The sequence below is a fragment of the Mycobacterium sp. 1245499.0 genome, assembly GCF_001673615.1.
GTDB classification, from domain to species: Bacteria; Actinomycetota; Actinomycetes; order Mycobacteriales; family Mycobacteriaceae; genus Mycobacterium; species Mycobacterium europaeum_A.
This window is the reverse complement of sequence record NZ_LZMG01000347.1, coordinates 1-24,138: the sequence shown is the minus strand read 5'-3', so window position 1 is coordinate 24,138 and position 24,138 is coordinate 1. Positions and strand designations below refer to the sequence as shown.

29 protein-coding genes, 1 tRNA gene and 1 pseudogene are annotated in these 24,138 nt (G+C 67.6%); 19 read left to right on the top strand and 12 right to left on the bottom strand.

The features are described 5' to 3' along the window. Nucleotides 1-4: 4 nt before the first annotated feature. Genes A5646_RS21480 through A5646_RS21470 form a run of 3 tightly spaced genes read right to left on the bottom strand, consistent with a single transcriptional unit; the run spans nt 5 to nt 1,910 of the window. A complete protein-coding gene (locus A5646_RS21480) occupies nt 5-493 on the bottom strand; it encodes a hypothetical protein (protein WP_066882429.1) in 489 nt (162 codons plus the stop codon). A gap of 19 nt (nt 494-512) precedes the next feature. Then, nucleotides 513-1,511 (bottom strand): phosphotransferase family protein, encoded by a 999-nt coding sequence (locus A5646_RS21475; protein ID WP_369806979.1) that lies wholly within the window; start codon nt 1,509-1,511, stop codon nt 513-515. A gap of 39 nt (nt 1,512-1,550) precedes the next feature. Next, nucleotides 1,551-1,910 carry a nuclear transport factor 2 family protein gene (locus A5646_RS21470; protein ID WP_066882433.1) on the bottom strand — a complete coding sequence of 120 codons (360 nt, stop codon included), beginning with the start codon at nt 1,908-1,910 and terminating at the stop codon, nt 1,551-1,553. Nucleotides 1,911-2,034: 124 nt separating this feature from the next. Between A5646_RS21470 and A5646_RS21465 the strand changes: the two genes are divergently transcribed. From A5646_RS21465 to A5646_RS21445, 6 genes are all read left to right on the top strand, one after another. Continuing rightward, a complete protein-coding gene (locus A5646_RS21465) occupies nt 2,035-2,979 on the top strand; it encodes a class I SAM-dependent methyltransferase (RefSeq protein ID WP_066882435.1) in 945 nt (314 codons plus the stop codon). 63 nt (nt 2,980-3,042) lie between these two features. Continuing rightward, entirely contained in the window at nt 3,043-3,453 is a 411-nt protein-coding gene (locus tag A5646_RS21460; protein WP_066872990.1) for an MmcQ/YjbR family DNA-binding protein, read from the top strand. 104 nt (nt 3,454-3,557) lie between these two features. Further along, complete coding sequence (locus A5646_RS21455; protein ID WP_066873162.1) at nt 3,558-3,797, top strand: hypothetical protein; 240 nt, start codon at nt 3,558-3,560, stop codon at nt 3,795-3,797. A gap of 24 nt (nt 3,798-3,821) precedes the next feature. Continuing rightward, complete coding sequence (locus A5646_RS29170) at nt 3,822-3,977, top strand: DUF6131 family protein (RefSeq protein WP_007771976.1); 156 nt, start codon at nt 3,822-3,824, stop codon at nt 3,975-3,977. A 150-nt stretch (nt 3,978-4,127) separates the two neighbouring features. Then, nucleotides 4,128-4,832, top strand: coding sequence for a response regulator transcription factor (locus tag A5646_RS21450; RefSeq protein WP_064880192.1), 705 nt, complete (start codon nt 4,128-4,130; stop codon nt 4,830-4,832). Continuing rightward, a complete protein-coding gene (locus tag A5646_RS21445; protein ID WP_066872985.1) occupies nt 4,810-6,321 on the top strand; it encodes a cell wall metabolism sensor histidine kinase WalK in 1,512 nt (503 codons plus the stop codon). Before A5646_RS21450 ends, A5646_RS21445 begins: the two co-directional genes overlap by 23 nt. 1 nt (nt 6,322) lies before the next feature. On the opposite strand, the gene A5646_RS21440 is transcribed toward A5646_RS21445, so the two are convergent. Continuing rightward, a complete protein-coding gene (locus tag A5646_RS21440; RefSeq protein ID WP_066882439.1) occupies nt 6,323-6,790 on the bottom strand; it encodes a lipoprotein LpqH in 468 nt (155 codons plus the stop codon). 177 nt (nt 6,791-6,967) lie between these two features. On the opposite strand from A5646_RS21440, the gene A5646_RS21435 reads away from it, so the two are divergent. Beyond that, entirely contained in the window at nt 6,968-8,842 is a 1,875-nt protein-coding gene (locus A5646_RS21435) for an alkyl/aryl-sulfatase (protein ID WP_066882441.1), read from the top strand. Nucleotides 8,843-8,849: 7 nt separating this feature from the next. On the opposite strand, the gene A5646_RS21430 is transcribed toward A5646_RS21435, so the two are convergent. From A5646_RS21430 to A5646_RS21405, 6 genes are read right to left on the bottom strand one after another with little or no spacing between them, the layout of a single operon-like run. Further along, on the bottom strand, nt 8,850-9,818 hold the full coding sequence (locus A5646_RS21430) for an NADPH:quinone oxidoreductase family protein (RefSeq protein WP_066882443.1): 969 nt from the start codon (nt 9,816-9,818) through the stop codon (nt 8,850-8,852). Beyond that, nucleotides 9,818-10,441 (bottom strand): TetR/AcrR family transcriptional regulator, encoded by a 624-nt coding sequence (locus A5646_RS21425; RefSeq protein ID WP_066882445.1) that lies wholly within the window; start codon nt 10,439-10,441, stop codon nt 9,818-9,820. The genes A5646_RS21430 and A5646_RS21425 overlap by 1 nt, the downstream gene beginning before the upstream one ends. Beyond that, on the bottom strand, nt 10,422-11,705 hold the full coding sequence (locus A5646_RS21420; RefSeq protein WP_066882447.1) for an acyl-CoA dehydrogenase family protein: 1,284 nt from the start codon (nt 11,703-11,705) through the stop codon (nt 10,422-10,424). Before A5646_RS21420 ends, A5646_RS21425 begins: the two co-directional genes overlap by 20 nt. Before the next feature lie 18 nt (nt 11,706-11,723). Beyond that, the gene (locus A5646_RS21415; protein ID WP_066882449.1) at nt 11,724-12,488 is read right to left on the bottom strand and encodes an SDR family NAD(P)-dependent oxidoreductase; all 765 of its coding nucleotides are present in this window, start codon (nt 12,486-12,488) and stop codon (nt 11,724-11,726) included. 1 nt (nt 12,489) lies between these two features. Beyond that, on the bottom strand, nt 12,490-13,608 hold the full coding sequence (locus A5646_RS21410) for a phosphotransferase family protein (protein WP_066882452.1): 1,119 nt from the start codon (nt 13,606-13,608) through the stop codon (nt 12,490-12,492). 13 nt (nt 13,609-13,621) lie between these two features. Beyond that, entirely contained in the window at nt 13,622-14,305 is a 684-nt protein-coding gene (locus A5646_RS21405; protein WP_066872965.1) for a class I SAM-dependent methyltransferase, read from the bottom strand. A 76-nt stretch (nt 14,306-14,381) separates the two neighbouring features. On the opposite strand from A5646_RS21405, the gene A5646_RS21400 reads away from it, so the two are divergent. Beyond that, nucleotides 14,382-15,020, top strand: a complete 639-nt coding sequence (locus A5646_RS21400) for a histidine phosphatase family protein (protein ID WP_067024052.1) — start codon at nt 14,382-14,384, stop codon at nt 15,018-15,020. A 63-nt stretch (nt 15,021-15,083) separates the two neighbouring features. Continuing rightward, the gene (locus tag A5646_RS21395; RefSeq protein WP_066882456.1) at nt 15,084-16,130 is read left to right on the top strand and encodes a phosphotransferase family protein; all 1,047 of its coding nucleotides are present in this window, start codon (nt 15,084-15,086) and stop codon (nt 16,128-16,130) included. On the opposite strand, the gene A5646_RS21390 is transcribed toward A5646_RS21395, so the two are convergent. Beyond that, a complete protein-coding gene (locus A5646_RS21390; protein WP_066872956.1) occupies nt 16,127-16,477 on the bottom strand; it encodes a lipopolysaccharide assembly LapA domain-containing protein in 351 nt (116 codons plus the stop codon). The two genes, A5646_RS21395 and A5646_RS21390, sit on opposite strands and share 4 nt — an antisense overlap. 99 nt (nt 16,478-16,576) lie before the next feature. Between A5646_RS21390 and A5646_RS21385 the strand changes: the two genes are divergently transcribed. Genes A5646_RS21385 through A5646_RS21365 form a run of 5 tightly spaced genes read left to right on the top strand, consistent with a single transcriptional unit; the run spans nt 16,577 to nt 20,641 of the window. Continuing rightward, a complete protein-coding gene (locus A5646_RS21385; protein WP_066882458.1) occupies nt 16,577-17,524 on the top strand; it encodes an ABC transporter substrate-binding protein in 948 nt (315 codons plus the stop codon). Between the two features lies 1 nt (nt 17,525). After that, nucleotides 17,526-18,638: an ABC transporter ATP-binding protein gene (locus tag A5646_RS21380; protein ID WP_066882460.1), complete on the top strand. Its 1,113-nt coding sequence runs from the start codon at nt 17,526-17,528 to the stop codon at nt 18,636-18,638. A gap of 3 nt (nt 18,639-18,641) precedes the next feature. After that, on the top strand, nt 18,642-19,328 hold the full coding sequence (locus tag A5646_RS21375; protein ID WP_066882462.1) for an ABC transporter permease: 687 nt from the start codon (nt 18,642-18,644) through the stop codon (nt 19,326-19,328). Then, nucleotides 19,325-20,041, top strand: a complete 717-nt coding sequence (locus A5646_RS21370) for an ABC transporter permease (RefSeq protein WP_066872945.1) — start codon at nt 19,325-19,327, stop codon at nt 20,039-20,041. The genes A5646_RS21375 and A5646_RS21370 overlap by 4 nt, the downstream gene beginning before the upstream one ends. After that, entirely contained in the window at nt 20,042-20,641 is a 600-nt protein-coding gene (locus A5646_RS21365) for a putative glycolipid-binding domain-containing protein (protein ID WP_066872942.1), read from the top strand. On the opposite strand, the gene A5646_RS21360 is transcribed toward A5646_RS21365, so the two are convergent. Continuing rightward, nucleotides 20,604-21,548 (bottom strand): prephenate dehydrogenase, encoded by a 945-nt coding sequence (locus A5646_RS21360; protein ID WP_197505255.1) that lies wholly within the window; start codon nt 21,546-21,548, stop codon nt 20,604-20,606. The genes A5646_RS21365 and A5646_RS21360 overlap by 38 nt on opposite strands. Nucleotides 21,549-21,677: 129 nt before the next feature. Here A5646_RS21360 and A5646_RS21355 point away from each other — a divergent pair, with 129 nt between their 5' ends. The 5 genes and pseudogenes from A5646_RS21355 to A5646_RS21335 form a co-directional block, all read left to right on the top strand. Next, complete coding sequence (locus A5646_RS21355) at nt 21,678-22,199, top strand: tRNA adenosine deaminase-associated protein (RefSeq protein WP_066872937.1); 522 nt, start codon at nt 21,678-21,680, stop codon at nt 22,197-22,199. Nucleotides 22,200-22,237: 38 nt separating this feature from the next. Next, nucleotides 22,238-22,696, top strand: a complete 459-nt coding sequence (locus A5646_RS21350; RefSeq protein ID WP_066882509.1) for a nucleoside deaminase — start codon at nt 22,238-22,240, stop codon at nt 22,694-22,696. A 29-nt stretch (nt 22,697-22,725) separates the two neighbouring features. Then, nucleotides 22,726-22,815: transfer RNA gene (locus tag A5646_RS21345), tRNA-Ser, on the top strand. A 144-nt stretch (nt 22,816-22,959) separates the two neighbouring features. Then, a complete protein-coding gene (locus A5646_RS21340) occupies nt 22,960-23,676 on the top strand; it encodes a cutinase family protein (RefSeq protein ID WP_066872884.1) in 717 nt (238 codons plus the stop codon). Nucleotides 23,677-23,754: 78 nt separating this feature from the next. Next, nucleotides 23,755-24,138, top strand: a pseudogene (locus tag A5646_RS21335) (1,4-beta-glucanase); the annotation flags it as partial.

The window sequence follows — 24,138 nt, the reverse complement described above, 5'->3', positions numbered from 1 at the left end:
CGCGCTAGGGGCGGGGCTGGAAGGGTCCGCCGAACGGTCCCCGTCTGGGCGGTTCGGTCACGGTCTGCGTGACCGTGCTGGTTTCAGTGCTCGGCGAAACGGTGACGGTGCTCGGTGGCTCCGTCGTCGTGGGAGTGTCCGTGCTGGGCGGCGGGGCCGTTTCGGTCACGGTCTCGGTGGGCGCGCCGCCACCGCCGCCGTGGTGCCGCGGCGCGTGCGTCGTGGTGGTCACCGGCGCGGTGGTGGACGGGACGGCCGTCGTGGTGGTCGCGGGGCTGGGCGCCGGTGAGCCGCTGGTGAGCTTGACCACCGCGAACACCAGCGCGGCCAGCAGGATCACCCCGAGCGCGCCGGCCGCGACCAGCGCCGCCGGACGGCGATACCAGGGCGTCGGCGGCTCGGGCGGTGGGGCCTCGGGCTCGTAATATCCGCCGTACCGCGCGGCCGCGGTGGGCTCGGAGTAGAAATCCGGTTCCTCGGGATAAGGCGGCACGAGAGGAGATGTTAGTGGGTCAGGCCGCGCTGGAGATGAGGCCCAGCGCCCGCTCGAACAGATGCACCGTGGCCGCGTGCAACTGGTCGCCGACCTCCTTCTCCGCCTTCCCGGCGCACGCCCGGGCCAGCGTCCCCTCGATCACGATCCCCAGCTTGAAGCAGGCAAGCACGGTGTACCAGGTGATGTCGGACAGGTCGCGGGTGGTGTTGGCGGCGTAGCGCTCGAAGAGCTCATCGGTGCTGGCGAGCCCGTCCTGGCCGCCCAGGGCGTGACTGAACACGCTGGAACCGTCGGGCTGGCGCCAGGTGGCCAGCAGCCAGCCCAGGTCCAGCAGCGGATCCCCGATCGTGGACATCTCCCAGTCGACGATCGCGACCACCTCTGGCCCGGTCCGGGAGAACATCACGTTGGCGGCGTGATAGTCGCCGTGCATGATGCCCGGGGTCCAATTGGCCGGCCGATGCCGTTCCAGCCAGGTGGACACCTCCTCGATGCCGGGGATGTCGGGCCCGGGGTAGCCCTCGTACTCGTTGTAGGACTCCAGCTCCGAAAGCCAGCGTGGCACCTGGCGTTCCAGGAAACCCTCCGGCTTGCCGAAGTCGGCCAGCCCCACCGCGACGTGGTCGACGGCGCCCAGCTTGGCCAGCGCGTCGGCCATCGACAGGCCCATCCCGTGGCGCACCTTGGCGTCGCCGGCGTGCAGCGGCGGCAGGCCCTCGCCCGCGTTGAAGCCGTCGACCGGGTCCATCAGGTAGAAGACGGCGTCGCCCAGCACGCTCGGGTCCTCGCAGGCGGCGATCAGGTGCGGATGCGGGACATCGGAACCGGCAAGTGCGGCAAGGACTTTCGTCTCCCGCAGGATCACGCTGTTGCTGCGCGGGCGCAAGTGCCGTGGCCCGCGCCGCAGCACGTATTGCCGGCCGGCCCTGGTGAATCGCAGCATCACGTTCTGGGTGCCGCCGGTGACGTTGGAAACGTCCTGCAGGGGCCCCTCACCGAGCCCCTGCCCGGACATCCACTGCGCTACGGCTTCCAGGTTCACGGGTTCCACTCGTCAGCCCTTCGGGTGCGGCGTGTATCGGACGGTTTGCGCTCGGATCATGCCGTCACGGAACACGAAGGTGTCCACGCCGTCGTCGACCCGGTTGACGTCCGAATCGGCGGTCCACACCAGGAACAGCACGTCCTCGTGGAAAAGGCGAGTTCTCAAGTCCCACTGCGCATTCGGCAGGTCGGCGAGCAACTCCTCGAACACCTGGCGGATGGCCTGCGTGCCGCGGGCGATGCCGGCGGGGCTGATCACCACGGCATCCGCGGCGTAGTCCGCGACGATCTCGTCGAGGTCGCCCGCGGCCAGTGCGGCGCCGTGGTGGGCGAACACCTCCTGCGGCGTGCGCGGCGGGATGGGCGTCATGGCACTCCCTTGCAACCTGTGGACCGTCTGGGAAAAAGACTAGGACAGCGGCGACGGGCGGCCCCGGGCGGCGGGGGCTGGAAGAATAGTGTGCATAACTTACTTTCTGGGGAAGGAACTGGCCATGCCGCGGACCGACGATGATTCCTGGGAGATCACTCAAAGCGTGGGCGCCACCGCGCTGGGTGTCGCCGCGGCTCGCGCGGCCGAGACCGAGAGCGAGAACCCGCTGATCAGCGATCCGTTCGCGCGGGTGTTCGTCGACGCCGCGGGGGAGGGGATGTGGAGCATCTACGCCAACCCCGCGCTGCTGGCCAAGGCCGGTGACATCGAGCCGGATCTGCGCGACCGGCTGCAACTGATGGTCGACTTCATGGCCACCCGGACGGCGTTCTTCGACGAGTTCTTCCTCGGCGCCGCCGACGCCGGCGTTCGGCAGGTGGTGATCCTGGCGGCCGGCCTGGACGCCCGCAGTTGGCGGCTGCCGTGGCCCGACGGCACGGTCGTCTACGAGCTCGACCAGCCCAAGGTGCTGGAATTCAAGTCCGAGACACTGCGCGAGCACGGCGCGGAACCGAAGGCGCGGCTGGTCAATGTTCCGATAGATTTGCGCCAGGATTGGCCGAAAGCGCTGCAGGAGGCCGGATTTGATGCGTCGGCGCCGGCCGTCTGGTCGGTCGAGGGCCTGGTTCGCTACCTGCCGGCGCAGGCCCAGGACCTGCTGTTCGAGCGGATCGACTCGCTGAGCGTCGCGGGCAGTTGGCTCGCCTCCAACGTGCCCGACTCGGGCTTCACCGACCCCGGGCGGGTCCAGCGGCAGCGCGACGACATGCGACGGATGCGGGCGGCGGCCGCCGAGCTGGTCAACGCCGAGATCACGGACTTCGACGACCTGTGGTACGCCGAGGAGCGCACGCCGGTCGACGCCTGGCTGCGCGAGCGCGGCTGGGATGTCACGACGGCGTCGTTCGCGGAGTTGATGGCGCGGTATGACCGCAGCGTGCCGCAGGGTTCGGAGGACTCCATGCCGCCCACCCTCTACGTGTCCGCGCAGCGAACGGCGGGGTAAATCAAATCTCCTTAGGGGCAACGTCTCTCACCACCGGCGTCGGCCATCGGTACGCTCGCGGTCATGGCTGCCCGACGCGCCCGGCTCAGCGACGTGCACGAGATCGCCGCCGCGATGCCGCACGTTCAGCGCCTGGCGGGGCCCAAGGGCAACGCCATTTACCAGGTGGGCGGGAAGTCGTTCGTCTTTTTCCGCACGCCCCGGCCCGACGCGACCGATCCGGACACCGGCGAACGCTATGCCGACGTGATCATGCTCTGGGTGGAATCGGAGAGCGACAAGTTGGCGCTGGTTTCCGATCCCGAATCGCCGTTTTTCACCACGAACCACTTCGACGGGCACCCCTCGGTCCTGGTGCGGGCCAGTCGGTTGGGCGAAATCAGCAGAACCGAATTAGCTGAGCTGATCCAGGACGCCTGGCTGTCCCGTGCGTCGAAGAAGCGGGCCGCGACCTGGCTCGCTGATCACCTCTGACGCGGCGAGTTGTGCCGACAAGCACTGCCGCATAACCCATTGCATGTTTAGACATAAGTCGAATGGGTAACTTCACGTCCACGAGAAACTTCTTCTCGTCCACATTGGAGGTCGCGATGCGTGGCAGCGGGATCATCGGAACGGTTGCGTTGGTGTGGTTGCTGATCGGAGTCTTCGCGGCGTGGCAGCGCGACTACTTCAAAAACGACAACACATCATGCGCCTCGGCGGGCACGGTTGCGGTGACCGTGATCGCCGGACCCTTGAATTACTTCGGTGTCAATCCGAAAGTCACGGATTGCCATCTGCCGCAACCAAGTTCAATGCAATCGATCAACCTCTAACCGCTCACTCAAAAGGAAGTTGACATGGTTATCTTAGGGATTGTCCTGCTTATTCTCGGATACTTTTTCCACGTACCGATCCTGACCACGCTGGGCATCGTGCTGCTGGTCATCGGAGCGATCCTGTGGATCCTGGGCTCGGTCGGCCGCCCGGTCGCCGGCCGGCGCTATTGGTATTAACGGCTTGACTGAAGAACGAATCGCGCGACTGCTCAGCAGTCGCGCGATTTGTTTCACAGGCTACGCATAGGTTTGGCATAGCCGCGGCTCAGCCGTCGGCGGATACTGGAACTTGTGACGCAGCCCCGAGCCTCGGTAGAGCGGGTTGTCATGTGCCGTGCGGACGGCAACCCCATCAACGTTTTGGTCGTCGACGACGAATCCGTCCTGGCCGACATGGTGTCAATGGCACTGCGGTACGAGGGCTGGAACATCTCCACCGCCGGTGATGGCGCGTCGGCCATCGCTTCGGCCCGCTCGCAGCGGCCCGACGTGGTGGTTCTCGACGTGATGCTGCCCGACATGAGCGGGCTCGACGTCTTGCACAAACTGCGCGAGGAGAACCCGCAGCTGCCGGTGCTGCTGCTCACCGCCAAGGACGCGGTCGAAGACCGCATCGCCGGCCTGACCGCCGGTGGCGACGACTACGTCACCAAACCGTTCAGCATCGAAGAGGTCGTGCTGCGGCTGCGGGCGCTGTTGCGCCGCACCGGGGTCACCACGGTGGACAGCGGCGCACAGCTGGTGGTCGGGGACCTGGTGCTCGACGAGGACAGTCACGAGGTCACCCGCGCCGGCGAACCAATTTCGTTGACCTCCACCGAGTTTGAGCTCCTGCGCTTCATGATGCGCAACTCCAAGCGGGTGCTGAGCAAGGCCCAAATCCTGGACCGGGTATGGAGTTACGACTTCGGCGGCCGATCCAACATCGTCGAGCTCTACATTTCCTACCTGCGCAAGAAGATCGACAACGGCCGAGAACCGATGATCCACACGCTGCGCGGCGCGGGTTATGTCCTCAAGCCGGCCCGCTGACACGCGGCGGGTCTGGTCGCTGCGGCTGCGGCTGCTGGTCGGACAGATCGTCGTGCTGGCCATCGTCTGCGTGGGCATCACCGCGGCGACCGAGCTGGCGTTGCTCCACCACCTGGTGGCACAGCTCGACGGACAGCTGGCCGGCACCTCCTATCGCTCGGCGCTGATGTATCCCGAGCCGCCGCATTCGGGCTGGCGGCATCAGCACGTCTATCCACGGCCGGGCCCCGGTCCGCGGTTCCTCGATGCCCCGGGCCAGCCGGCGGGCATGGTGGCGGCGGTGGTCAGCCACGGCAACACGGTGGACGCCGGTTACACCACGAGCAGCGGCGACCGGGCCGAGCTGAGCCCCACCGCCCAGCAGCAGCTGTCCGCGATCGCCGACCGTCGCAAGCCGGTGACGCTGAACCTGGACGGGCTGGGCCGCTACCGGGTCGTCGCCGCCCCGAGCCGAAACGGCGGCGACGTCATCGTCACCGGCCTGTCGATGGCCAACATCGACACCACCCTGATGCGGATGCTGGTCATCTTCGCCATCGTGACGGTCATCGCGCTGGTCGCCGCCACCACGGCCGGCGTGATCATCATCCGGCGGGCGCTGGCGCCGTTACGCCGCGTCGCGCAGACCGCGAGCAAGGTAGCCGGCTTGCCGCTGGCGCGCGGTGAGGTCGAACTGCCGGTGCGCGTGCGTGAGTCCGACGCCAATCCCTCCACCGAGGTGGGGCAACTCGGCGCCGCCCTCAACCAGATGCTCGACCACATCGCCGCCGCCCTGTCGGCGCGGCAGGCCAGCGAGACGCGGGTCCGCCAGTTCGTCGCCGATGCCAGTCACGAACTGCGCACGCCGCTTGCGGCGATCCGCGGCTACACCGAACTGACGCAGCGGATGGGTGACGATCGCGAGGCGGTGGCGCAGGCGATGAGCCGGGTGGCGTCCGAGACCGAGCGGATGACGCGCCTCGTCGAGGACCTGCTGCTGCTGGCCCGGCTGGATTCGGGCCGGCCGTTGGAACGCGAACCGGTGGATCTGTCGCGGTTGGCCGTGGACGCGGTCAACGACGCACACGTCGCCGGACCCGATCATCAGTGGGAACTCGACCTGCCCGAAGAACCGGTGGTCGTCACCGGGGATGCGGCGCGGCTACACCAAGTGCTGACCAATCTGCTTGCCAACGCCCGCGTCCACACCGGGGCGGGCACCGTTGTCACCACCCGGTTGAGCACCGAGCCGTCGCACACCGTGCTGCAGGTCATCGACAACGGGCCCGGCATCCCGGCGGCGCTGCAATCCGAGGTCTTCGAGCGGTTCGCCCGCGGCGACTCTTCGCGCTCGCGCAAGGGCGGTAGCACCGGGCTGGGTTTGGCGATCGTCTCCGCGGTTGTCAAGGCGCACAACGGGACGATCGAGGTGGACAGCGCGCCGGGCCGGACCGAGTTCACGGTGCGGTTGCCACCCAATGGATGGCAACCGCCCGCCCACGATTCTTAGCTCAGGAGCAAGTCGCGTCGATTTCGAACGGCTTGTTCACCTGTTGCATCGGGTTAGCCATGTCGACGCCGCTGGCGGTGCCGGTGACCTTGTAGGTGTTGCCGTCCTTGGTCGCCGAGGCGTTGCCCTGGCTACCTTGCGCGTACTGAAGCGTCACGCCGTTGACATTGCCGAGCTGGACCGCCTTCACCGCGAGCGGATTGGCGTCGGCGAGCACGACACTGATCCCGGTCTGGTTCCCACCGACCGCGATTGAGATGTTGCCGCCAGCCTTGGTGCAGACAGTGGTGCCTTGGACGTTCTGGTCCTTGCCGTCGATGATGACCTTCGACGAGTTGTTACCGCCGGCCGACACGGAGCCTCCCGGCACCGAGGTCGAAACGCCATTTGATTTGCTACTCGAACAGCCCGAAATACCCGCGGCAAGAATGGCCGCTCCAGCAAGCGCGACCGTCAGTTGACGCTTCACCTGTTCTCCTTTGCCCGATAGTTGCGGTCCTCGGCATTGAGGGCCGTCTGGGCAGTATGCGGGTTAACTGAGTCGGGATCCAGAACCCGCAGAAATTGTTGCTGTGTTCATTAATTGGAGGGCGAAAAGCCGCCCGAATCACCTTGATCGAGGCCGCTTTGATGGCAAGGTACGACCGTGGACCACAAGCCTCCCAGCGCAGTCATCGAGTCGGCCCATCGCGACCACGATCTGCCATTGCATGACCAAACGGACTTCGCCGACGCCGACCGCGGATTCATCGCCGCCCTGTCTCCGTGCGTAATCACAGCGGCCGACGGGCGGGTGGTGTGGGACAACGACGCCTACTCGTTTTTGAGTGATGCCGCCCCGACATCGGTTAATCCCAGCCTCTGGCGGCAGTCGACGCTGGCCGCCAAGCAAGGCCTCTACGAAGTGGTGCCCGGCATCTATCAGGTTCGCGGACTGGACATCTCCAACATCACCTTCGTGGAGTCCGACGGCGGCATCATCGTCATCGACCCCCTGGTGTCCACCGAGGTGGCTGCGGCCGCGCTCGCGTTGTACCGCAGCCAGCGAGGCGGTGACCGTCCCGTGGTGGCGGTGATCTACACCCACAGCCACGTCGACCATTTCGGCGGCGTACTGGGCGTCACCTCGCAGGCGGAGGTGGATTCCGGTGCGGTGACGGTGTTGGCGCCGGACGGCTTCGTCGAGCACGCGGTGTCCGAAAACGTCTATGCCGGTCCGGCGATGCTGCGACGCGCGACGTACATGTACGGCGTGACGCTGGAGCGCGGACCGCAGGGCCACGTGGGTTGCGGGCTCGGGCAGGCCACGTCCACGGGCGAGGTGTCCCTCATCGTGCCGACCGTCGACATCCGCGAGACCGGTGAGAAGCACACCATCGACGGCGTGGAGATCGAGTTCCAGATGGCGCCCGGAACCGAGGCGCCCGCCGAAATGCATTTCTATTTCCCGCGTTTCCGCGCGTTGTGCATGGCCGAGAATGCGACGCACAACCTGCACAACCTGCTGACCCTGCGGGGCGCGCTGGTGCGCGATCCGCACGCGTGGTCCGGTTACCTCACCGAAGCGATCGACACCTTCGCCGAGCGTGCCGACGTGGTCTTCGCTTCGCATCATTGGCCGACCTGGGGACGGGACAGCATCGTCGAATTCCTGTCACTGCAGCGCGACATGTACGCGTATTTGCACGACCAGACACTGCGCTTGCTGAACCAGGGCCACACCGGCGTCGAGATCGCCGAAATGTTCCAGATGCCACCGACTCTCGAGCGGGCCTGGCACACACACGGGTATTACGGATCGGTGAGCCACAACGTGAAGGCGATCTACCAGCGCTACATGGGCTGGTTCGACGGCAACCCCGGCCGGTTGTGGCCTCATCCGCCCGAAGCGCTGGCGCCGCGGTATGTCGAGGCGATGGGCGGAATCGACCGAGTGGTCGACCTCGCGCGGGATGCGTTCGCGGCCGGCGACTTCCGTTGGGCCGCGACGCTGCTGGACCACGCGGTCTTCACCGACGTCGAGCACGCCGGTGCGCGGGATCTCTACGCCGACACCCTCGAGCAGCTGGCCTACGGGGCCGAGAACGCGACCTGGCGCAACTTCTTCCTGAGCGGGGCAACGGAATTGCGCGACGGAACCTTCGGCACCGCGGGTCAGGTCACATCGCCCACCCTGCTGTCCCAACTGACGCCGGAGCAGATCTTCGACAGCCTGGCGATCCGCGTCAACGGACCGCGCAGCTGGGATCTGGACATCGCCATCGACATCGCCTTCGCCGACACCGCGGTCAACTATCGACTCACCCTGCGCAACGGGGTGCTGGTTCGGCGCAAGGCGGCGCCCGATCCCGCCACCGCCACCGTTACGGTCAAGCTGGCCAACAAGATTCGGCTGCTCGCCGTGGCGACGGGGGATTTCAGCTCACCGGGCCTGGAGCTATCCGGGAATCAGGGCGCGCTGCAGGCCCTGCTGAGTGTGCTCGACGACCCGGATCCGAATTTCAACATCGTCACGCCATGACACCGCGTCACGCGACGTCGATCACCACCTTGCCGAGCACCTTGCGGTCGGCCACATGCCGTAACGCCGCCGCGGTCTCCGAGAGCGGGAATCGCGCGCCGATGTACGGCCGCACCGTGCCGGCGGCGAACATCTGCGCCAACTCCGCCAGGTCGCGCACGGCGTCGTCGGGCCTGTCGGTCATGAAGGTCCGGATCTCCATGCCACGCACGCAGATGTCTTTCAGCAGAATGAGATTGAGCGGAATCGCCGGGATGGAGCCCGCGGCGTAGCCCAGCGTGACGAAGGTGCCGCCACGCGCGAGACCGCGCAGCGCCGGCTCCGAATACGGTCCGCCCACCGGGTCCAGCACGACGCGGGCGCTGTCCCCGGTGAGCTCACGGATGCGGGTCTTCAGGTCCTCGCGGTCATAGTCCACGGTCACCTCGGCCCCGCGGCGCCGGCACAGCTCGAGCTTCTCCGGGCTCGACGCCGCCGCCAGCACCCGAGCCCCCATCGCGACCCCCAGGTCCACCGCGGCCAGCCCCACGCCGCCGGCGGCCCCGAGCACGACCACCCAATCACCCTGCGTGACAGCGGCCGTCGAGCGCAGCGCGTGATAGGCCGTGCGGTAGGTGACGCCGAAGGCGGCGGCCGAGGCGAAGTCGGCGTCGTCGGGCATGAGCTCGGCCTGGCTCGCGTCGAGCAGCGCCTGTTCGGCGAACGCCCCGAAGGTGGTCCCGGAAACACGCTGCCCCGGACGGAACGGCGCACCCTCGCCGACGGCGATGACCTCCCCGGCGATCTCGTTGCCGGGTATGAACGGGGGCGGGATTTTGACCTGGTACTTGCCGGCGATGAACAACACGTCGGGAAAGTTGACCGCCGCGGCGCGCACCCGCACCAGCAGTTGGCCGGGAGCCGCAACGGGATCGGGCACGTCGTCGATCACCAGGTCCTCGGGCGTGCCATAGGAACGACAGATCACCGCGCGCATCAACTGACCCCCAATCCCCGTAAACAGAACCGCACCACGTGGGCGATGTCGTCGGCGCCGGGCTGCTCGACCGAACCCACGTAGCGACGCATCGTTGCCGCGGTGCAGCTGAACACCGCCTCGACATCCCGCTCGATGTCGGTACTGCCCAGCGCCGCAATGGGTTCGACGAGCAGCTCGCGAAGCGGCCGCATCATTTCCTGATCGGCCGCGCGCCAACTGGTGCCGGCCGACATCTGGCCGGCCGCCGCACGGGTCATGCTGATCAGGTGCGGGTCGGCCACCTGCGCCAGCGTGCCCTCGATCCACCGCATGACCTTGTCGCGCGGATGCGATTCCTTGGCCATCTGGTGCTCGAGATAGGACACCACGATCGCCACCCCGCGTTCCATCACCGCCAAAATCAGGTCGTCCTTGCCGGCGAAATAACGGTAGAACGCCTTGTTCGACGAGCCCGCCTCGGCGACGATGTCGCTGACGCGGGGCGGTTCGGGCGCGACGCGTTCCATGACGCGCACCGCGGCGGCCAGGATGCGTTCCACCTCCTCGGTGGCCCCGCGCTGGCGGTCGTCGAGCGCCCGCTCGACCGCCGCGGTCACGCGGTCAGAGGTCAACGAGCTCACCGTATTTGGCGCGCGCCGCAGCGCGCCGCACATCCAGCATCTCGCTGGGCCAGTCGCCTTCCTCGGCCTCGTAACCCTTGAGCAGCATTCGGGCCAGGTTCACCTTGTGCGCCTCGGTGGGCCCGTCGGCCAGGCCCAGCGCGATGCCGCCGAGCAGGACGTTGACCAAGGGCAGTTGATCGGTGAGCCCCAGCGCCCCGTGCACCTGGATCGCGCGCAGGGCAATCGATTTGAGCACCTGCGAGGCCAGGATCTTGCATGCGGCGATCTCCGCCCGGGCGGCGCGCTCGTCACCCTGGTCGATCAACCACGCCGCGTGCAGCACGGTCAGCCGGAACGGTATCAACTCGGTGTAGGAGTCGGCGACGAATTCCTGGACCAGTTGTTTGTCGGCCAGCAGGCTGCCTTGGGTGAAGCGGCTTTTCGCCCGGCGCGACATGATCTCGACGGCGCGTTGCGCCATCCCGATGGAGCGCATCGCGTGGTGCAGCCGCCCGCCGGCCAGCCGGGTCTGCAATATCAGGAAGCCCTGTCCGGGCTCTCCGAGCAACGCGTCGGACGGCACTCGCACGTCGTTGTAGTGCACCAGGGAATGGCCCGGCTCGTGCGGGTCGGCCCCGACCAGATGGTGGTTGGCCTCCAACACCAGTCCCTCGGTGCCGGCGGGGATCAGGAACGTCGACGCGCCGGTATGCACCGGTACGTCGGGGTCGGTGATCGCGACGACGATGAAAAAGGAGGCGACGGAGGCGTTGGAGGAGAAGTACTTTCGCCCGGTGATCACCCAGTCGTCGCCGTCGCGCACCGCCCGGGTGGTGAAGACCCGCGGATCGGCGCCGCCCTGCGGCTCGGTCATCGAGAAACACGAGAAGATCTCACCGGACAGCAGGCCCGCCAGGTAACGGTCCTTTTGCTCCTGGGTGCCGAAGCGGGCGATGATCTCGGCGTTGCCGGTGTCGGGCGCCTGCGTCCCGAACACGATCGGCGCCCAGGGGCTGCGGCCGAGGATCTCGTTGATCAGCGTCAGCTTGACCGCGCCGAAGCCCTGCCCTCCCAGTTCCGGCCCCAGATGCGGTGCCCACAAACCCTTGTCGCGCACCTGCTGTTTGAGCGGGTCGACGATGCGGCGCCGCTCGTCGTTCAGCGGCAGAAATTCACACCCGGGAAACAGCACCTCGAGCGGTTCCACCTCGTCGTGAACGAACCCGCGGATCCATTCGAGCTTCTCCTCGAACTCGGGCTCGGTAGAAAAGTCCCAGGGCATGGCCCAACCTCCTGCTCGCTAAGGGATCCCGCCGTCGGCCCGCAGAATTGAGCCGGTGGTGAAGCTGGACGCATCGGATGCCAGAAACAATGCGGCGCCGACGATTTCGCGGGGGTCGCCCGCGCGCTCCAAGGAAAGGTGCTGGAACGGATTCTGATGTGCCGCATCCAGATGCCAGGCCTTGCTGACATCGGTGAGGAAAGGCCCGGCCATCAGGGTGTTGACCCGCACCGCCGGTCCGAACGCCTTCGCCAACGCCTCGGTCATGGCGTTGAGCCCGGCCTTGGCCGCGGCGTAGGGGATGATGTCTGGTGTCGGCCGCAACGATCCGGCCGTGCTCACGTTGATGATCGAACCCCGACCCGCCGCCACCATGCGCTCACCGACCAACGCCGACAACCGGAACGGCCCCTTGAGGTTGAGATTGACCACGGCGTCGAACAACTTCTCGGTCACGTCGGTGAGCTTGTCGTACAGCGGCGACATGCCTGCGTTGTTGATCAGCGTGTCGACTTTGCCGAACCGCTCGTAGGTCTTCTCCACCAAGCCGTCCAACTGATCCCAGCGCCCCACGTGCACCTGATACGGCATGGCCGCACGGCCGGTCTCGGCCTCGATCTCCTTGGCGGTCGAGACGCAGTTGTCGAGGTTGCGGCTGGCGATCACCACGTCCGCGCCGCAGCGGGCCGCACCGAACGCCATCTCACGTCCCAGTCCGCGGCTGCCGCCGGTGATCAGGACTACCCGGTCAGTGAGGTCGAAAAGCTCTTCGGCATAACCCATTTCAGGACACCTTGTGAGATCGGGCCAGCTCGGCCGCGGTGGCGATGAGCTGCAGGATCATCGGGCCGAACGCGTCGGTGATCTTCGGGTCGACTCCTCCTTTTTGCGAGCCGGTCCTTACCCCGGCCGCGTAGGTCTTCTCCAGCACGATGCCCAGCTTCCAGTTGGCCAGCACCAGGTAGTAGTCGATGTTTTCGGTAGACAACCCGCTGACGGATTCGTAGTGCCCCAGTAGCTCGCTGCGCGTGGGCATCCCGCGCATGTCGAGATAAAACCCGTCCTCGCGCGGTTTCTCGCCGTCGTAGCCCAGCAGGCACCACGCCAGGTCGAGCAGCGGATCACCGACCGTGGTCATCTCCCAGTCCACGATCGCGGCCAACCGCGCCGGCTCGCCATGGGCGAACATCACGTTGGCGAACTGATAGTCGCCGTGCATGATGCCCGCCCGGTAATGCGCCGGACGGTTGCGGCGCAGCCAGTCGGAGGCCACGTCCAGGCCGGGCAGCTCGCGGACCTTGTACGCGTCGAGGAACGCCAGCCAGCGATCGACCTGCCGCTCGTGGAATCCATCCGGGCGGCCGAAGCCTTCGAGTCCTTGTTTGCGCCAATCCACTCGGCCCAGCTTGGCCGCGCCGTCGACCAATTGGAAGGCCAGGCCGCGCCGGGCCTCGAGGTCGGTGTCGAACGGCGATTGCCACCCGCCGTCCATCGGGCTCCACCCGTCGATCGCCTGCATGACGTAGAACGGCATGCCGAGCACGTCGCCGGTGTCGTCGGCGGCGATCAGCGCCGCGTGTGGGACATCGGTGCCGGACAGCGCCCGCACCAGGCGGATCTCCCGCAGCAGCCCGTCGATGCGGGCGGCGTCGGCGCGCGCGCCGGGCATCCGCAACACCATCCTCGTCCGCGCCTCCGACGGGCCGCGCTCGATCAGGTAAAGGGTGTTCTGCGAGCCGCCCTTGAGCTGGGTCAGCCGCGGTTCCTCGCCGCCACCCGGGGCGTTGTTTGCATCCAGCCAGCGGGCGAGGACGCCCGCGTCGAGTCCCGGTTCGCCCACGCGAGTCACCGTCCAACCATCGGCGCACACCCCAATCTCCGTATGGAGAATAGCATTCTCCATGGCCGTAGCCCGGTCAGTCCGGTTTGTGCGCGCTCAGCAGGAACCCTGGGGCCATGAAGTGGCCCTCGTCGTCGTGCTCCAGGTGGGCCAGTGGACCATCCGACGACCCGCCGGTGTCGTCGTTGCCGTAAACCTTCGCCGCGCGCAGGTCGTCGACGCGCCACAGCGTCGCGACCGCGTCGTGCAATTCGGATTCGGTGAAGCCGCGCGGGCCCGGCCGGTCCGAATGGGCGTCATCCAGCGCGCCGGCCGCGAAGGCCAGGATGTAGAGCGCGGCTCCCGGCGCGGCGGCCCGAAAGATGGACTGGATGTAGTCGTGGCGCCGGTGGGGCGGCAGCGCGTGGAACAGGCCGCTGTCGAGAATCGTGGCGAAGCGGCCGTCGGAACCAGGCGGATAGCCACCGAAGTCGGTGACGTCAGCCTGCGCGAAGGTCGCCGTGCTCAGTCCCCGCTCGGCGGCCGCGGCGGTGGCCGCCCGAATTGCGGTCGCGCTGGCGTCCAGGCCGACGACGGTGTAGCCGAGCGCGGCCAGGGTCAGCGAGAGCGCGGCATGCCCGCAGCCGGAGTCCAGCACCTCGCTGCGCACCTTGCCCTGATCGATGAGACGGGCCAGCTCCGGTTGGGGCCGGCCGATGCTCCACGGCGGCGGCACGGCCTGCCGGTAGGTGGCGTCCCAATCCCTGTCCGGTTCGGTCATCCGTCCTCCTCGAGATCGGCGTCGCCGGGCGCGGTAAGAAACTGGCGCTGCCCACCATCGAACGACGGGACGAAATATGCAAGTGCTTCTGGTCCGGCATGCGCTGCCGTTGCGCAGCGAACACGGCCAAGGTTCCGATCCGGACCTGTCCGAGGAGGGGCTGGCCCAGATCGAACGACTACCCAAGGCGCTCGCCAGGTTTCCCATTTCGCGGGTGGTGAGCAGCCCGCAGCGCCGGGCCATCCAGACCGCCGAGCCGGTCGCGGCGGATCGCGGGCTCAGCGTCGAGATCGACGATCGCTTCGCCGAGTACGACCGCGACCTTCCGGTGTACATCCCGGTCGAGCAGATCCGCGCGGAGATGCCGGAGGAGTGGGCGCGCCTGGCGCAGGGGCATCTGCCGAGCGCGGTCGACGAGGACGCTTTTCGGGCGCGGGTGCGCGCCGCGATCGACGACCTCGTCGCGGCCGCCGATTCCGAAGACACGGTCGCGGTGTTCAGCCATGGCGGGGTCATCAACGTCCTGCTGCATGAAATTCTGGGTACCGCCCGCCTGCTGTCCTTCCCCGTCGACTACGCGTCGGTGACTCGGCTGTTGTTCTCCCGGTCCGGTCAAGCGACGGTGGCCGCGGTCAACACCACCGAACACGTCTGGGACCTGTTGCCGCGAAACCAGAGGTTGCTCGACGACGATGCGGGCCGTGGCAGCGCCTGAACCCCACGCCCGCAACTCGCAGGTGGTGCACCGCGTCGAGGTCGGCGGTGGTAGACAAGTTCGGTGACTTCAGCTGACCAACTCGAGGGGCTCGACCTGGCCTCGCTGGACTCCTACCTGCGTTCGCTGGGAATCGGGCGCGACGGCGAGTTGCGCGCGGACTTCATCTCCGGGGGTCGCTCGAATCTGACGTTCCGCGTCTACGACGACAGCACCAGTTGGCTGGTGCGCCGGCCGCCCCTGCACGGCCTGACCCCGTCGGCGCACGACATGGCCCGCGAGTACCGCGTCGTGGCGGCGCTGCAGGACACCCCCGTGCCGGTGGCGCGCACGATCGGGCTGTGCCAGGACGATTCGGTGCTGGGCGCTCCCTTCCAGATCGTCGAGTTCGTCGCCGGGCAGGTGGTTCGGCGCCGCGCTCAACTCGAATCGTTCAGTCACACCGTGATTGGGGGTTGCGTCGACTCGTTGATCCGGGTGCTTGTCGATCTGCACAACGTCGATCCCGACGCCGTCGGGCTGGCCGATTTCGGCAAGCCGAGTGGATATCTGGAGCGTCAGGTGCGGCGGTGGGGCTCGCAGTGGTCGCTGGTCCGGTTGCCCGAGGATCGACGCGACGCCGACGTGGAGCGGCTGCATTCCGGTCTGGGCGAAGCCATTCCGCAGCAGAGCCGGACCTCGATCGTGCATGGCGACTACCGGATCGATAACACGATCCTGGACGCCGACGACCCGACGAAGGTGCGTGCCGTCGTCGACTGGGAGCTCTCCACGCTGGGGGATCCGCTGTCCGACGCCGCCCTGATGTGCGTGTACCGCGACCCCGCCCTGGATTTGATCGTCAATGCCCAGGCCGCGTGGACGTCACCGCTGTTGCCGACGGCCGACGAACTGGCCGACCGCTATTCGCTGGTGGCCGGTACATCGCTGGCCCATTGGGAGTTCTACATGGCGCTGGCCTACTTCAAGCTCGCGATCATCGCCGCCGGCATCGACTTCCGGCGACGCATGTCGGATCAGGCCCGCGGCGCCGACTCCGATCACGCACCGGAGGTCGTGTCGCCGCTGATTTCGCGCGGTCTGGCCGAACTGGCGAAGCTGCCGGGCTAGCGTGCGGCGGCCGCGTGCTGCCGTTTGGCCGCGCGGCGCAACTGCAGGATCCGTGCGGTGCCGACCGCAACGGTGATCAGCCCGCCGACCACGGCCGCCAGCAAGATCGCCACGCCCTTGGGCTGGCTCCAGTGCCAGCCCAAGAACTGGAAGTCTGTCGGTGTCGTGTTCTGGGTGATGAAGATCAGCAGCAGGATCAGGATCACAAAGCCGGCGATCAGCGAGGACCACAGTGCCCCGGCGCGGGTGAACCCGATAGCCGGTTCTCTGGCGGGTGCGCCGGTCTTGGCCGCAGGATCGGGCTTGGGGGGCGGCTGCCCGGGCGAGGCAGGGATGTGGCTGCTCATACTGCCATCTTTGCCCTATCCGACGCAGAATGAAACCGATTCACCGCCACCAATTCCGCAGGCCAGCGTCCGCGCGGTTCGGGCATTAGGGTCGGCGGTATGACGACGCTGCCGCACCCGCAAGGCACGATCATGCGCGCGGCAGCCCTGCTGATGGCGATGTGCGTTGTTGCGGCGTGCAGCAATTCCGATCCGTTGGGAGCGCAGGTTCGAAGCCCCAACTCCATAGTCATCGGCTCCGGAGACTTTCCGGAATCGCAGATCATCGCCGAGATTTACGCACAGGCCTTGCAGGCCAACGGGTTTGAGGTGGGCACGCGGATGGGTATCGGCAGCCGGGAGACGTATATCCCTGCGCTCAAAGACCATTCCATCGACCTGGTACCGGAGTACATCGGCAATCTGCTGCTGTATTTCGCCCCGCAGTCCAAGGCCACCATGTTGGGTGCCGTCGAGGTGGAGCTGCACCAGCGCTTGCCCGGTGACCTGTCGATCCTGGCGCCCGCGCCGGCCACCGACACCGATACCGTCAGCGTCACCGCGCAGACGGCGAACTCCTGGAGTCTGAAGACCATCGCCGATTTGGCCCCTCACTCACCGGACGTGCGATTCGGTGCCCCCTCGGCATTCGCGACCCGCCCCGCCGGGCTGCCGGGACTGCGGCAGAAGTATGGGCTCGACATCAAACCTGGCAACTTCGTCGCCATCGACGACGGCGGGGGCGCGGTCACCGTGCGCGCATTGGTCGGGGGAAGGGTCAACGCCGCCAACGTCTTCACCACGTCCCCGGCCATCCCGCAGAACCACCTGGTGGCCCTCGATGACCCCGAACACAACTTCATGGCCGGAAACATTGTGCCGCTGGTCAATTCGCAGAAGAAATCAGATCATCTCAGGGACGTGCTGAACGCTGTGTCGAGGAAGCTGACCACCGCCGGTGTCGCCGGACTCAACGCGGCGGTGTCGGGGAACTCGGGCATCGATCCGGATCAGGCCGCGCGAAACTGGATACGGGACAACGGCTTCAACCATCCGATCGGAGGATGACTTGATCGTCTTCGACAAAGTCACCAAGGCCTTCGCCGACGGAACCACCGCCGTGCACCAGCTCAGCCTGAGCGTCCCGAACGGGGAGCTGACCGTGTTCGTCGGGTCGTCGGGCAGCGGCAAGACCACGGCGCTGCGCATGATCAATCGGATGATCGAGCCCACTTCGGGCGTCATCACGATCGACGGGGTCGACGTGTCCACCCGCGACCCGGTGAAACTGCGCCTCGGGATCGGGTATGTGATCCAGCACGCCGGGCTGATGCCGCACCAGCGGGTAATCGACAATGTGGCAACGGTTCCCGTCTTACGGGGCCAGGGCCGCCGGGCCGCCCGCAGAGCCGCCTACGAGGTGCTCGAGCGGGTCGGGCTGGACGCCAAACTCGCGACCCGCTACCCCGCGCAACTCTCCGGCGGCGAGCAACAACGGGTCGGCGTGGCGCGCGCACTGGCCGCCGACCCGCCCATCCTGTTGATGGACGAGCCGTTCTCCGCCGTCGACCCGGTGGTTCGCCACGACCTGCAAAACGAAATACTGCGCCTGCAAGCCGAATTGCACAAGACGATCGTCTTCGTCACGCATGACATCGATGAGGCACTGCGGCTCGGCGATCGCGTGGCGGTGTTCAAGGGCGGTTCGTTGCAACAGTTCGACCAGCCCGCCGAGTTGCTGTCGCGGCCGGCCAACGATTTCGTGTCGAGGTTCATCGGCCTGGGCCGCGGCTACCGATGGTTACAACTCCTCGACGCGGCGGGACTGCCGCTGCACGATGTCGAGCGGGTCGCGGCCGAAAAGGCCACGCAGACAGAGCCTTCCGGCGGGTGGGCCGTGGTGGTCGATTCGGGCGGTGTGCCCATCGGCTGGATCGACGGCGCCGGAGTGCGTCGGCACCGCGACGGCATGCCGTTGACGGACAGCATGAGCGGGCTCGGATCGCTGTTTCGGCCGCGGGGCAACCTGAGCCACGCGCTGGATGCGGCGCTGTCGTCGCCGTCGGGCATCGGGGTCGCCGTGGATGACGACGGCAAGGTCATCGGCGGGGTGCTGGCCGACGACGTGCTGGCCGCGGTCCAGGCCCAGCGCCTGGGCTCGGCGGAACCTCGAGGGACCTAGCCGATGCACTATCTGCTCAGCCATCTCGACGACGCCTGGGGGCTGACCGTCGTGCATTTGCGGCTGTCGTTGGTGCCGGTGCTGATCGGGCTGGCGATCGCCCTGCCGCTGGGAATGTTGGTGCAGCGCACCCGAATCGCCCGCCGGCTGACGACCGCGGTCGCCAGCGTCGTGTTCACCATCCCGTCGCTGGCGCTGTTCGTGGTGCTTCCGATGCTCATCGGGACCCGCATCCTCGACGAGGCCAATGTGCTAGTGGCGTTGACGGCCTACACCGCGGCGCTGCTGGTGCGCGCCGTGCTCGAGGCGCTGGACGCGGTGCCCGCCCAGGTGCGCGACGCCGCCACTGCCGTCGGGTATTCGCCGGTCACACGGATGCTCAAAGTTGAACTGCCGCTTTCGGTTCCGGTGCTCGTCGCCGGACTGCGGGTGGTGGTGGTCACCAACATCGCGATGGTCTCCGTGGGTTCGGTCATCGGCATCGGTGGGCTGGGCAGCTGGTTCACCCAGGGCTACCAAACCGACAAGAGCGATCAGATCCTGGCCGGCATCATCGCGCTGTTCGTGTTGGCGGTGGTCATCGACGTGCTCATCGTCGTGGCCGGCCGGCTGGCAACACCGTGGGCGCAAGCCACGCGGCGTACCGGTCGCCGCGCGGTCGTCGCGCCCGTGGTCGGTGGTGCGCGGTGAACTTCGTCGCTCGGGCGATCTCCTACGTGTTGACCGCCGACAACTGGACCGGCCCCGTCGGGCTCGCCGCCCGCATCCTCGAACACCTCGAGTACACCGCGCTGGCGGTGGCCGCCTCTGCGTTGATCGCGATTCCCGTCGGCATGATCATCGGGCACACCGGGCGGGGCACCCTGCTGGTGGTCGGCGCCGTCAACGGCTTGCGCTCCCTGCCGACGCTGGGCGTGCTGCTGTTCGGCACGCTGGTCTTCGGGCTGGGTCTGGGACCGTCGCTGGTGGCGCTGATGCTGCTGGGTGTGCCGGCGCTGCTGGCCGGTACCTATGCCGGGATCGCCAATGTCGAGCCCACGGTCGTCGATGCCGCCCGGGCGATGGGCATGACCGAGGCCCAGGTGCTGCTGCGCGTCGAGGTGCCGAATGCGTTGCCGTTGATCCTGGGTGGCCTGCGCAACGCCACGCTGCAGGTGGTGGCGACCGCGACCGTGGCGGCCTACGCCAGCCTCGGTGGACTGGGCAGATACCTGATCGACGGAATCAAGGAACGTGAGTTTCATCTCGCCCTGGTTGGGGCGCTGATGGTGGCCGCGCTGGCGCTGGTGCTCGACGGTCTGCTGGCGTTGGCGGTGTGGATTTCGGTGCCGGGCACCGGGCGGCTGCGGCGAACATACCGGGCACTTCCGCATCGCTTGGCGGGCACGTCTTACGGTAGATGAGTGAACGCAGCCCCCTCTGATCCGTCTCGCCGCGTGTGGCAGGCGATGCTCACCTGGCGCGCACAGGATGCTCCCCGCATGGAATCGGTACGAGTCCAGGTGTCCGGCAACAGAATCAAGGCCAATGGCCGCATCATTGCCGCCGCCACCGAAACCACCCCGGCGTTCGGCGCCTATTACGACCTGCTGACCGATGAGACCGGCGCCACCAAGCGGCTCGGCATGACCGTCACCCTGGCCGAGCGGGAGCGGGTCTTCTCGCTTGCCCGCGACGAGGAGAACATGTGGCTGGTCACCGACCACCAGGGCGAGCGTCGGGCGGCCTACAACGGTGCGCTCGATGTCGACGTGGAGTTCAGCCCGTTCTTCAACGCGCTGCCCATCCGGCGGCTCGGGTTATACGAGCGGCCGGCCTCGGTGACGCTGCCTGTGGTCTACGTGAACCTGCCGGAGATGTCCATCACGGCGGACACCGTGAGCTATAGCAACACCGGCGGCCCGGCCGAGATCAAACTGCGCTCGCCGATCTCCGACACCACGGTCAGCGTCGATGACGAGGGATTCATCGTCGACTATCCAGGCTTGGCAGAGCGGATCTGATCACCCCACCGGCCCGGCCCGCGGCGGCCAATTCCTGACGCCAGTTCTCCGCGCCGACGACGACGTGAAAGATGTCGCTGCGCGGGAAGCTGTCGTAGCGGATGCGCGCGGCATGGCCGGATTCGGCGAGGTCGGCGACCGAATTGTGCGCGGCCAGCGATTCGCGGGCGCGGCTCAGCAGCTCGAGGAGGCGGTCGACCGTGGGCACCAGCTGGTCGGAGTTGCCCTCGCACATCGCCCGGACCAGGTCCGGGGCGGTCGCCGCGACCCGGGTCCCGTCGCGGAACGAGCCGGCGGCCAACGCGAAGGCCAACGGCACGTCTCCGGCCACCACCGCCAGCGCCTCGGCGAGCAGGTGGGGCAGATGCGAGATGGCCGCCGCGGCGGCATCGTGCTCGTCGGATCGGGCCGGCACCACGACGGCGCCGCAGTCGAGCGCCAACGTCATCACCGTCGACCAGACCGCCGGGTCGACGTGGTCGTCGACGCTGACGACCCACGGAGCCCCGGTGAACAACCCGGCATACCCGGCCGTCCACCCCGAATGCGCGGTGCCCGCCATCGGATGGCCCCCCACGAAGCGTTCCTGCAGCCCCGCCGCGACGACCTGATCGAGCACCGCCTGCTTGACGCTGGTGACATCGGTCAGCGGGCAGTGCGGGGCCGTCTCCTTGACGTGGGCGAGCATGCCCGCCATCGCCGGCATCGGCACGGCCAGCACGATCAGCGCCCCGGTGTCGGCGGCGCGAGACAGCGTCGCGGTCAGGTCGGTGGTGGCATCGAAGCCGTCGGCGGTCGCGGCCTGGGCGCCCTCGACCGAGCGGTTATAGCCGAACACGTCACGGCCGGCCGCGGTGGCGGCCCGCATTATCGAGCCGCCGATCAGCCCCAGCCCGAGCACACACACCGGTGTCTTTGAAGGAGGGCGTGCCACATTCCAAGGTTGGCACATCCGGTCGGGGGCGGTGCCGCCAGATGTCGAGGCGACCCGCCGCCATCTGGTCAGGGGCCTGGTCAGGGACTACCGTAAGCGGCCATGGGAGCACAACGGGCCTCTGCCCAGGGCCTGTCCGCGGACACGCCGGACGGTTTCGGCGTCGCGGTGGTGCGTGAAGAGGGCCAGTGGCGCTGCGCCCCGATGGCCCGTAAGTCGCTCACAAGCCTGTCGGCCGCCGAGACGGAGTTGCGTGAATTGCGCAGTTCCGGGGCGGTCTTCGGCCTGCTGGACGTCGACGACGAATTCTTCGTCATCGTGCGGCCGGCGCCGTCGGGGACGCGGTTGTTGCTCTCGGATGCCACCGCCGCGCTCGATTACGACATCGCCGCGGAAGTGCTCGACAAGCTGGACGCCGACCTCGATCCGGAGGACCTGGAGGACTCGGATCCATTCGAAGAGGGCGACTTAGGGTTGTTGTCCGACATCGGGCTTCCCGAGGCGGTCCTGGGCGTCATCGTCGACGAGACCGATCTGTACGCCGACGAGCAGCTGGGCCGCATCGCCCGCGAGATGGGCTTCGCCGACCAGCTGTCGGCGGTGATCGACCGCCTCGGTCGGTGATCGCAAGCGCGGCGGGTCGCCGCCATCAGGACCGGTCGGTGAGATCTGACGAAGACCTGATCCGGTCCGCGCTGTCGGTTGCCGCGACGGCGGGTCCTCGTGACGTGCCCATCGGTGCGGTGGTGGTCGGCGCCGACGGAACCGAGTTGGCCCGCGCGGTGAACGCCCGCGAGGCCCTGGGCGACCCGACGGCGCACGCCGAGATCCTGGCGCTGCGCGCGGCCGCCGAGGTGCTCGGCGACGGGTGGCGGCTGGAGGGCGCCACGCTGGCGGTCACCGTCGAACCGTGCACCATGTGCGCGGGTGCGCTGGTGCTGTCGCGCATCGCCCGCCTGGTGTTCGGGGCCTGGGAGCCCAAGACGGGGGCGGTCGGATCGTTGTGGGATGTCGTCCGCGACCGGCGGCTCAATCACCGCCCCGAAGTGCGCGGTGGTGTGCTGGCGCAGGAGTGTGCCGCGCCACTGGAGGCCTTCTTCGCCCGCCAGCGATTGGGGTGACGGGCCCGCCGTTGGGTAAGCTGCTCGGCGGTGGCGTGTCCGAGCGGCCTAAGGAGCACGCCTCGAAAGCGTGTGACGGCTAAAACCGTCCGAGGGTTCAAATCCCTCCGCCACCGCCAAGACTGCACGGACGTAAGCGGTTGCCAGATTTGCTGGAACCGGCTGATCGTTCCATGAGCGAATTCTGCGCGCCGTCCCCGGCTCACGCCGGTCGGCGGCAGATGGCCGCGGTTTAAAAATCACGATTTTGGGCAAACAGCGGCATGAGCGCACGTCACGGCCCTTGTCTTGTTGCTTCAGCGGTAGCCGCGGCGTCGGGCGCCGCCGCTTCGGCCCTCGTGACCGCCATCCCCGCCGCAACCGCCGGTCCGTGCCCGGATGTGCAGGTCGTGTTCGCCCGCGGCACTGACGATCCGCCCGGCCTCGGTCCGACCGGGCAGGCATTCGTCGACTCGCTGCAGCCGCGCGTCGGCGCAAAATCGTTCGACGTCTACGCGGTCGATTACCCCGCCACGCATGACTGGACAAACGCGGGTGAGGCCGGCGTCAGAGACGCTGCCGCACACGTCGTGTCGATGGCGCACGACTGCCCCAACACCAAGATGGTGCTCGGTGGTTACTCCCAAGGGGCGGCCGTGATGGGCTTCGTCACCTCGCCCGTCGTACCTGATGGGATCGATCCCGCGAGCGTCCCCAAACCGCTGGATCCGGAAATCGCCAACCACGTCTCCTCGGTCGTGCTCTTCGCCTTGCCCAACGAGAAGGCGATGAACTTCTTCGGTGAGCCGCCGGTTGCCATCGGCCCGCTCTATCAGGCCAAGACCATCCAGGTGTGCGCCGCCGAGGACCCCATCTGTTCCGACGGGATGAATTTCGCCGCGCATGACACGTATTCGACCAACGCCGCGGTGATCGACAAGGGCGCGGCCTTCGCGGCCGGCCTGCTTGCCGGCGGTCCCGGCGGGCGCGGCTCGATGTAAGCGGGTCGCCGTAGCCGTCCTCAGTAGACCGAACCGTCGATTGGCGCTCGATGCTTGCGAGCCACTAATTTTCCTCAGGTGAACTTCTCAGCTGCAGGTGCAGCCGCACGGTGGATCGTCCCCTTAATTACGGTTGCGGCCGTCGCCGGCATGGGCCTGGTTGCGGCCCCCGTGCAGGTCCGTCCCGCCCCGCCGGTGCAGCTGGCCGCCGACGGCGACCCGCTGGCCGGGGCGCCGTTCTACGTCAACCCGACATCGGCGGCCATGCGCGCCTCGCAGAGCGCCGATCCGCCGAGTCCCGAGCTGACCGCCATCGCCAACACGCCGCAGGCGTACTGGATCGTCCCGGGCGGGTCGGCAGGCACGGTCGGGAAGTATGTCGGCGACGCCAATGCCGCCGGCGGCGAAACTGCCACAGTCGCGGTGCGGGATGCCATAAATCGCCAGCACCGGGATGGCGCC

What these genes read in the sequence shown, in the direction of transcription:
- A5646_RS21415 (WP_066882449.1), bottom strand. Translation starts at nt 12,488, where the DNA reads ATGGGTTATGCCGAAGAGCTTTTCGACCTCACTGACCGGGTAGTCCTG.
- A5646_RS21445 (WP_066872985.1), top strand. Translation starts at nt 4,810, where the DNA reads ATGTCCTCAAGCCGGCCCGCTGACACGCGGCGGGTCTGGTCGCTGCGG.
- A5646_RS21420 (WP_066882447.1), bottom strand. Translation starts at nt 11,705, where the DNA reads ATGCCCTGGGACTTTTCTACCGAGCCCGAGTTCGAGGAGAAGCTCGAA.
- A5646_RS21460 (WP_066872990.1), top strand. Translation starts at nt 3,043, where the DNA reads ATGGCTGCCCGACGCGCCCGGCTCAGCGACGTGCACGAGATCGCCGCC.
- A5646_RS21430 (WP_066882443.1), bottom strand. Translation starts at nt 9,818, where the DNA reads ATGCGCGCGGTGATCTGTCGTTCCTATGGCACGCCCGAGGACCTGGTG.
- A5646_RS21375 (WP_066882462.1), top strand. Translation starts at nt 18,642, where the DNA reads ATGCACTATCTGCTCAGCCATCTCGACGACGCCTGGGGGCTGACCGTC.
- A5646_RS21385 (WP_066882458.1), top strand. Translation starts at nt 16,577, where the DNA reads ATGACGACGCTGCCGCACCCGCAAGGCACGATCATGCGCGCGGCAGCC.
- A5646_RS21450 (WP_064880192.1), top strand. Translation starts at nt 4,128, where the DNA reads ATGTGCCGTGCGGACGGCAACCCCATCAACGTTTTGGTCGTCGACGAC.
- A5646_RS21465 (WP_066882435.1), top strand. Translation starts at nt 2,035, where the DNA reads ATGCCGCGGACCGACGATGATTCCTGGGAGATCACTCAAAGCGTGGGC.
- A5646_RS21340 (WP_066872884.1), top strand. Translation starts at nt 22,960, where the DNA reads ATGAGCGCACGTCACGGCCCTTGTCTTGTTGCTTCAGCGGTAGCCGCG.
- A5646_RS21400 (WP_067024052.1), top strand. Translation starts at nt 14,382, where the DNA reads ATGCAAGTGCTTCTGGTCCGGCATGCGCTGCCGTTGCGCAGCGAACAC.
- A5646_RS21390 (WP_066872956.1), bottom strand. Translation starts at nt 16,477, where the DNA reads ATGAGCAGCCACATCCCTGCCTCGCCCGGGCAGCCGCCCCCCAAGCCC.
- A5646_RS21475 (WP_369806979.1), bottom strand. Translation starts at nt 1,511, where the DNA reads ATGTCCGGGCAGGGGCTCGGTGAGGGGCCCCTGCAGGACGTTTCCAAC.
- A5646_RS21355 (WP_066872937.1), top strand. Translation starts at nt 21,678, where the DNA reads ATGGGAGCACAACGGGCCTCTGCCCAGGGCCTGTCCGCGGACACGCCG.
- A5646_RS29170 (WP_007771976.1), top strand. Translation starts at nt 3,822, where the DNA reads ATGGTTATCTTAGGGATTGTCCTGCTTATTCTCGGATACTTTTTCCAC.
- A5646_RS21470 (WP_066882433.1), bottom strand. Translation starts at nt 1,910, where the DNA reads ATGACGCCCATCCCGCCGCGCACGCCGCAGGAGGTGTTCGCCCACCAC.
- A5646_RS21405 (WP_066872965.1), bottom strand. Translation starts at nt 14,305, where the DNA reads ATGACCGAACCGGACAGGGATTGGGACGCCACCTACCGGCAGGCCGTG.
- A5646_RS21410 (WP_066882452.1), bottom strand. Translation starts at nt 13,608, where the DNA reads ATGGAGAATGCTATTCTCCATACGGAGATTGGGGTGTGCGCCGATGGT.